The sequence below is a fragment of the Rathayibacter sp. Leaf296 genome (genome assembly GCF_001423045.1).
Classification (GTDB): domain Bacteria; phylum Actinomycetota; class Actinomycetes; order Actinomycetales; family Microbacteriaceae; genus Rathayibacter; species Rathayibacter caricis.
Map to the genome: position 1 here is coordinate 1,063,985 of NZ_LMNR01000002.1, position 6,563 is coordinate 1,070,547.

The following is a 6,563-nucleotide window of genomic DNA, read 5'->3' on the forward strand; positions in this document are numbered from 1 at the left end:
GACGTTGTCCTTCGTGGTCAGGACGCCCTCCTGCAGCTGCTCGGCGGGCACCTCTCCGCCGTCGGCCAGCTCGAGAGCCGACTCGAGGGCGAGCTTGCCCATGCCCTGGGTGGGCTGGGTGATGGTGGCGCCGAGGGTGCCGTCCTTCACGGCCTCCAGGCCCGCCTTGTCGCCGTCGAAGCCGACGACGAGGATGTCGTCGCGTCCCGCGGCACGGGCGGCGGCGGAGGCGCCGAGCGCGAGCGCGTCGGCCCGGCCGAAGAAGACCGTGATGTCGGGGTTGGACTGCAGCATGTCGGTGGCGATGTCGTAGCCCTCGTCCTGCGCCCACTGGAGCGACGCCTGGCGGGCGACCTCCTTCATCCCGGGCGCCTTCTCGATGGCCGTGGTGAAGCCCTCGTCGCGGGCGAGCTCGGGCGTGGTGCCGACCTGGCCCTGGATGACGCCGATGTTGGCCTCTCCGCCGGTCTGCTCGACGACCCAGTCGCCGAGCGCCTCGGCCGCCGCGACGCTGTCGGTCGCGATGAAGGTGTCGCCGGGCGACCCCTCCGGGTTGCGGTCGACGGTGACGATCGGGATGCCGGCCGAGTTCGCCGCGCGGACGGGGACGGTCGCGGCGGTCGCTCCGGCCGGGATGTAGATGATCGCGCTGACGCCCTGGGTGATGAAGTCCTGGATCTGGCTGACCTGGGTGTCGGAGTCGCCCTTGGCGTCCGAGACGATGACCTTGACGCCCTGCGCCTCGGCCTCGGCCTCGACGGACTGGCGGATCTGGTTGAAGAAGTCGGCCTGGAGGTTCGCGACGGCCAGGCCGACGGTCTTCTCTCCGTCCTCGCCGCCTCCTGCGGTCGAGGCGCAGCCGGTGAGCAGGGCGGCTGCGGCGACGAGCGTCACGGCGCCCGCGGTGATCTTGCGGAACATGGTTCTCCTTGGTGGGGTGAGGGCGACCGACTCTGGTCGCCCCGGGAGGGGTGGGTGGGAGGGAGGGAGCGAGCGCTAGGCGCGCTTGCGGCGCAGGACGTCGGCCATGACCGCGATCGCGATCACGAGGCCGATGACGATCTGCTGGAGGAACGGCGAGACGCCGATGAGGTTCAGGCCGTTGCGGAGGAATCCGATGATCAGGACGCCGATCACGGTGCCGGTGATCCGGCCGACGCCGCCGGTGAGGCTCGCGCCGCCGATGACGACCGCCGCGATGACGTCGAGCTCGTAGCCGGTGCCCGCGGTGGGCTGGGAGGAGTCGAGGCGCGTCGCGAGGACGATGCCGCCGACTCCGGCGAGCGCGCCCGCCGCGACGTACACCCAGGTCGTGACCCGCTTCACGGGGATGCCGGCGAGGCGAGAGACCTCGGGGCCGCCTCCGATCGCGAACACCGACCGGCCGCCGACGCGGTACTTCAGGTAGGCCCACGCCGCGATGTACAGCGCGATGACGACCATGATCGTGACCGAGAAGAAGCCCAGGAAGCGGTTCGCCGAGAGGTTGAAGAACCACTCCGGGTAGCCGACGATCTGCTGGCCGTCGGTGATCATGTTCGCCAGGCCCCGCGCGATCGACATCATCGCGAGAGTGGCGATGAACGGCGGGAGCTTGGCGATCGTGATCCCGAGGCCGTTCAGCGCTCCGGCGAGACCGCCCACGGCGATCGCGGCGAGCATCGCCAGCGGCAGCGGCCAGCCGCCGTCGTGCGAGAGCCAGCCGAGCACCATCGTCGACAGGCCCAGGATCGCGCCGACCGAGAGGTCGATGCCTCCGGTGATGATGACGAGCGTCGCGCCGATGGCGAGGATGCCCAGCACCGTGACCTGGTCGATGACGTTGACGAGGTTGCGGGCGGTGAAGAAGTTGGGCGCGACGATCGACAGGACGATGAACAGGGCGATGAGGCCGATGAAGCTCCCGGCGCTCCCGCCGAAGTAGGAGGAGACCGGCCGTCGCCCTGTCGGGGTGATCACCGGGTCCTTCAGCAGTGGGGTCTGGATTGACATTGCATGCTCCGTTGGATGAGAGGAGAGAAGGAGGGAGGGGGCGGGACGGGTCAGTTCATGAACATGCCGCCGTCGATGTTGACGGTCTGGCCGGTGATGTACGAGGCGGCGTCGGAGGCGAGGAAGAGCAGCAGGTTCGCGACGTCGGCGGCCTCGGCGGGGCGCTTGAGCGGGATGTCGTCGATCCACTCCTGGATCAGCTCGCCCGGCGCGTAGTCGCCCAGCCGGCGGCCCCACTCGCGGTCGTTGTAGTCCCACATGTCGGTCTTGACGATGCCGGGGCAGTAGGCGTTGACCCGGACCCCGTCCTTCGCGAGCTCCTTCGCGAGCGACTGGGTGAGCCCGATCACTCCGAACTTGCTGGCCGCGTAGTGCGGAGTGAAGATGAAGCCCTGCCGGGCCTGGCCCGACGCGGCGTTCAGGATCACCGCGTGCTCGCTCGTGCGCAGCAGCGGAGCGGCCTCGCGGCAGCAGAGGAACATCGCCGTCGTGTTGACGGTCAGCACCCGCTGGAAGTCGGCCAGGCTCAGGTCGTCGAGGTCCGAGATGGTGATGATGCCGGCGTTGTTGACGAGGACGTCGAGGCGGCCCCAGCGCTCGGCGGCGTCGGCGAACACCGCGCGCACCGCCTCCTCGTCGGTGACGTCGGCGACGACTCCGTGCGCGTCGTACCCGGCCTCGCGCAGCTCCTGCGCGGCCTGCTCGACGACCGCGTCGCGGTCGATCAGCAGCACGGAGGCGCCGGAGTCGGCGAAGGCGCGGGCGAGGGCGAGGCCGATGCCGCGTCCGGATCCGGTGACGGCGGCGACCCGACCGGTGAAGTGGTCGAGGTAGATCGGTGAGGCGACCGTGTCGGTCATGGCGTGCTCCTTTGCATGCGGGGAGAAGAAGAGTGGTGCGGGCTAGAGCAGCGAGTGCTCGCGGTGCTCGGCGGGCACGGTCGGCTGGTGGCGGGCCCGGGCGACCGCCTCGAGCCAGCGGGTCCGGCGGCGCTCGGCGGGCAGCGGATCCGCGGAGCCGGTGAACGAGAACCGCGCCGGGCGCACGCTCTCGAGCCGGGCGGGGGTCCAGAGTCCGATCGAGAGGCCGGCGAGGTGCGCGACTCCGAGTGCCGACAGCTCGGCGACGGTGGACCGGGCGACGGTGCGCCCGCCGAGGTCGGCCTGCTGCTGCATGAGCCAGTCGTTCCGCGAGGGGCCGCCGTCGGCGAGGATCGTGTCGATCGGGCGTCCGGTGAGCGCCTCGGCGGCGCGCAGCACGTCGTCGATCTGCAGGACGATCGACTCGAAGGCCGCCCGGGCGAGGTGCGCCGGAGTGGTGCCGAGATCGAAGCCGGTGAGGACCGCGGTGGCCGCGGCGTCCCACCAGGGCGCGCCGAGGCCCGCGAACGCCGGGACGAGGACGACGCCGTGCGCGTCGTCGACCGTCCGTGCCAGCTGGTCGAGCTCGTCGGCGCTGCGGCCGAGCAGGCGCGAGAGCCACAGCACGGTCGCTCCGGTCGAGAGGACGTTGCCCTCGAAGGCCCTGACGGCCCCGGTCGCGGGGTCGCCGAGCGCCCACGCGACGGTGCGGGCCAGGGTGTCGGAGTCGCCGAGGTCGCCGTCGGCCGAGATCCCCATGATCGAGGAGCCGGTGCCGTAGGTGGCCTTCACCGAGCCGGGCTCGCGGACGCCGTGGGCGAAGAGCGCGGCGTGCGAGTCGCCCAGCACCGCGTCGATGCGCACGCCCTCGGCGAGGCCCGCCACGCCGACGATCGGAGCGGTCGGCTCGTCCGACGCGGCGAGGCGCGGCAGCGCGGCCCGCGGGATGCGGAACAGGGCGAGCAGGTCGTCGTCCCAGTCGACCGTGCGCACGTCGAGCAGCTGGGTGCGGCTCGCGTTGCCCGCCTCGATCCGGTGCTCGCCCGTGAGCCGGGCGATCAGCCAGGAGTCGACCGTGCCCAGCGCGAGGCGGCCGGCGGTGCTGAGGCTGCGGTCGGGGTCGACCGCGTCGAGCAGCCACTCGAACTTGAGCGCCGAGAACATGGGGTCCAGCGGGAGGCCCGAGACGCGGCGCACCCACGGCCCGTTCCCGGCCGCGAGCAGCTCCTCCGCCCGGGCGAGCGTGCGCCGGTCCTGCCAGCCCAGGACGGGGCCGAGCGCCTCGCCCGTGACGCGGTCCCAGACGACCGCCGACTCGCGCTGGTTCGCGAGTCCGACCGACACGATCCGCTCGCCGAGCGTGCCCGCGAGCGTCTCGAGGGTGCTCGTGACGCTGCGGAGGATCTCCTCGGCGTCCTGCTCCACCCAGCCGGCCGCGGGGTGGAGCTGGCGGAGCTCGACGGCGGCCGACGCGATGATCGCGCCGGAGGCGTCGACGGCGACGGACTTCGTCGAGCTCGTGCCCTGATCGACCGCGACGACGACGGCGTCGTCGCGAAGGGAGTCAGCCATTGCTCACGGCTTCCCGCGCGGCGCGCGCGATGCCCTCGACGCTCAGCCCGAAGTGCTCGAGCAGGAACTCGGTGTCGCCCGTGGGCGCGAACTCGGTGAGCCCGAGGATCCGGAGGGGGACGCGGGCACCGCCGCCGAGCTGCGACACGATCGACGCGACTCCGGCGCCGAGGCCGCCCGCGATGTTGGCCTCCTCCGCCGTGACGATCGCGCGGGTCTCGTGCGCCGCGGCCGTGACGGCCTCGACGTCGAAGGGCGCGATGTAGGAGGCGTTCAGCACGCGGGTCGAGAACCCCTGGCCGTCGAGCATGTCGGCCGCCTGGACCGCCCGCGACACGAGCGTGCCGGTCGCGATGATCGTGACGTCGGTGCCCTCGCGGACCGTCTGGAAGCGGCCGCGCTCGAGCGTCGACTCCGGAGTGGACACGTCGGGCACCTTGTGCCGGCCGACGCGGAGGAAGGTGGGGCGCGGGTCGGCGACGGCCTGGCGCACGGCGAGGCGGGTCTGGTGGCGATCGGCCGGGACGATGATGTCCAGTCCCGGCAGCGCGCGGAGCCAGCTGAGGTCCTCGACCGAGTGGTGGGTCGGGCCGAGCTCGCCGTAGGCCATGCCCGGCGACATGCCGCACAGGATCACCTTGTGCTGGCTGTAGGCGACGTCGGCCTTGACCTGCTCGAGCGAGCGGCCGGTGAGGAACGGGCTCGCCGCGCAGACGAAGGGGATGTACCCGGCGCTCGCGAGACCGGCGCCGACGCCGACGAGGGCCTGCTCGGCGATCCCGACGTTGATCAGCCGGTCGGGGAACTCGGTCTTGAACGCCCCGAGGTTCGAGGAGCCGACGGAGTCGTTGCAGACCGCGACGATGCGCTCGTCGGTGCGGGCGAGCTCGATGAGCTCCTCCGCGAACGCAACCCTGTTGTCGTAGGCGGCGACGGTCGACACGGTGGTCGTCTCCCTGCTCATGCGAGTTCCTCCAGTGCCAGGACGACCTGCTCGGCCGACGGGACTTTGTGATGCCATTCGACGCGGTCCTCGATGAAGGAGACGCCCTTGCCCTTGATGGTGTTCGCGATGACCGCGACCGGCTTGCCTGTGGTCGAGGGCCCGAAGGCCTCGAGGAGCTGGCCCCAGTCGTGGCCGTCGATGATGCGCAGCTCGAAGCCGAAGGCGAGGAGCTTCTCGTCCAGCGGGTCGAGCGAGGAGGTGTCCTCGGTGCGGGCGCCCTGCTGGAGGCGGTTGCGGTCGACGATCGCGGTGAGGTTGTCGAGGCCGTAGTGGGCGGCCGTCATGAGGGCCTCCCAGTTGCTGCCCTCCTGCATCTCGCCGTCGCCCATGACGGCGAAGACGCGGGAGCCGTCCTGGCTGAGCTTGGCCGCGAGGGCCTGGCCGACGGCGACGGGCAGACCGTGACCGAGCGGACCCGTGTTGGTCTCGACTCCGGGGACCTTGTTGCGGTTGGGGTGGCCGTTGAGGGCCGAGAGCGGCGCCATGAACGTCGTGAGCTCGCTCGGGGAGAAGTAGCCGCAGCTCGCGAGAGTCGCGTAGAGCGCCGCGGCGCAGTGGCCCTTGCTGAGGATGAAGCGGTCGCGACCGGGCTTGGCGGGGTCGGACGGGTCGATGCGGAGCGTCGAGTTGAACAGCGTCGTGAGGATGTCGGTGACCGAGAAGTCGCCGCCGATGTGGCCGAGGCCGGCGGTGTCGATCATGCGGACGATGTCGCGGCGGGTGTGCCGCGCGCGCTCGTCGAGGAGGCGGTCGCGGACGTCGGCCGGCGCCTGTGCCAGTTCGGAGGTCAGCTCTCGCCATCGAGCGAGCTGACCGGTGTCGGCTTCGAGCATTTGAATACCTATTCAGTAGCGGGTGAACGTGCTGTCTGTGGTGGTGACTTTATACACGGGTGGCAGCGGATGGCAATGCTTTCGGGCGGATCGAGCCCCGATCGCGCTCGATCCGCGCTCTTTGACACGCCCGCGGCCTCGCGATACGCTCGGCAGGCACTCGTGTGAAACGATTCACGCACCCTCCGAACGAAGGAGCCGCTCGATGTCGAGTGACGTCCCCCTCACCCGGGTCTGCTTCCAGCTCCAGGTGAAGCCCCACCGCCTCGAGGAGTACAAGGAGCGCCACGCGGCCGTGTG

Annotated in this window: 6 protein-coding genes; all 6 read right to left on the reverse strand. The window is 71.2% G+C overall.

Going from position 1 to position 6,563, the window contains the following annotated elements; genetic code table 11:
* On the reverse strand, nucleotides 1-921 hold a 921-nt coding region (locus ASF46_RS19470; RefSeq protein ID WP_162240188.1), incomplete at its 3' end, for a substrate-binding domain-containing protein.
* Between the two features lie 75 nt (nucleotides 922-996).
* Nucleotides 997-1,992 (reverse strand): ABC transporter permease, encoded by a 996-nt coding sequence (locus ASF46_RS15195; protein ID WP_056868315.1) that lies wholly within the window; start codon nucleotides 1,990-1,992, stop codon nucleotides 997-999.
* Between the two features lie 50 nt (nucleotides 1,993-2,042).
* Nucleotides 2,043-2,852, reverse strand: a complete 810-nt coding sequence (locus ASF46_RS15200) for an SDR family NAD(P)-dependent oxidoreductase (RefSeq protein ID WP_056868316.1) — start codon at nucleotides 2,850-2,852, stop codon at nucleotides 2,043-2,045.
* Between the two features lie 42 nt (nucleotides 2,853-2,894).
* Nucleotides 2,895-4,424 carry an FGGY-family carbohydrate kinase gene (locus ASF46_RS15205; protein WP_056868317.1) on the reverse strand — a complete coding sequence of 510 codons (1,530 nt, stop codon included), beginning with the start codon at nucleotides 4,422-4,424 and terminating at the stop codon, nucleotides 2,895-2,897.
* Nucleotides 4,417-5,388, reverse strand: a complete 972-nt coding sequence (locus tag ASF46_RS15210; protein WP_056868318.1) for a transketolase family protein — start codon at nucleotides 5,386-5,388, stop codon at nucleotides 4,417-4,419. The genes ASF46_RS15205 and ASF46_RS15210 overlap by 8 nt, the downstream gene beginning before the upstream one ends.
* On the reverse strand, nucleotides 5,385-6,263 hold the full coding sequence (locus tag ASF46_RS15215) for a transketolase (protein WP_082481138.1): 879 nt from the start codon (nucleotides 6,261-6,263) through the stop codon (nucleotides 5,385-5,387). Before ASF46_RS15215 ends, ASF46_RS15210 begins: the two co-directional genes overlap by 4 nt.
* Between the last annotated feature and the right edge of the window lie 300 nt (nucleotides 6,264-6,563).

What these genes read in the sequence shown, in the direction of transcription:
- ASF46_RS15195 (WP_056868315.1), bottom strand. Translation starts at nt 1,992, where the DNA reads ATGTCAATCCAGACCCCACTGCTGAAGGACCCGGTGATCACCCCGACA.
- ASF46_RS15200 (WP_056868316.1), bottom strand. Translation starts at nt 2,852, where the DNA reads ATGACCGACACGGTCGCCTCACCGATCTACCTCGACCACTTCACCGGT.
- ASF46_RS15205 (WP_056868317.1), bottom strand. Translation starts at nt 4,424, where the DNA reads ATGGCTGACTCCCTTCGCGACGACGCCGTCGTCGTCGCGGTCGATCAG.
- ASF46_RS15210 (WP_056868318.1), bottom strand. Translation starts at nt 5,388, where the DNA reads ATGAGCAGGGAGACGACCACCGTGTCGACCGTCGCCGCCTACGACAAC.
- ASF46_RS15215 (WP_082481138.1), bottom strand. Translation starts at nt 6,263, where the DNA reads ATGCTCGAAGCCGACACCGGTCAGCTCGCTCGATGGCGAGAGCTGACC.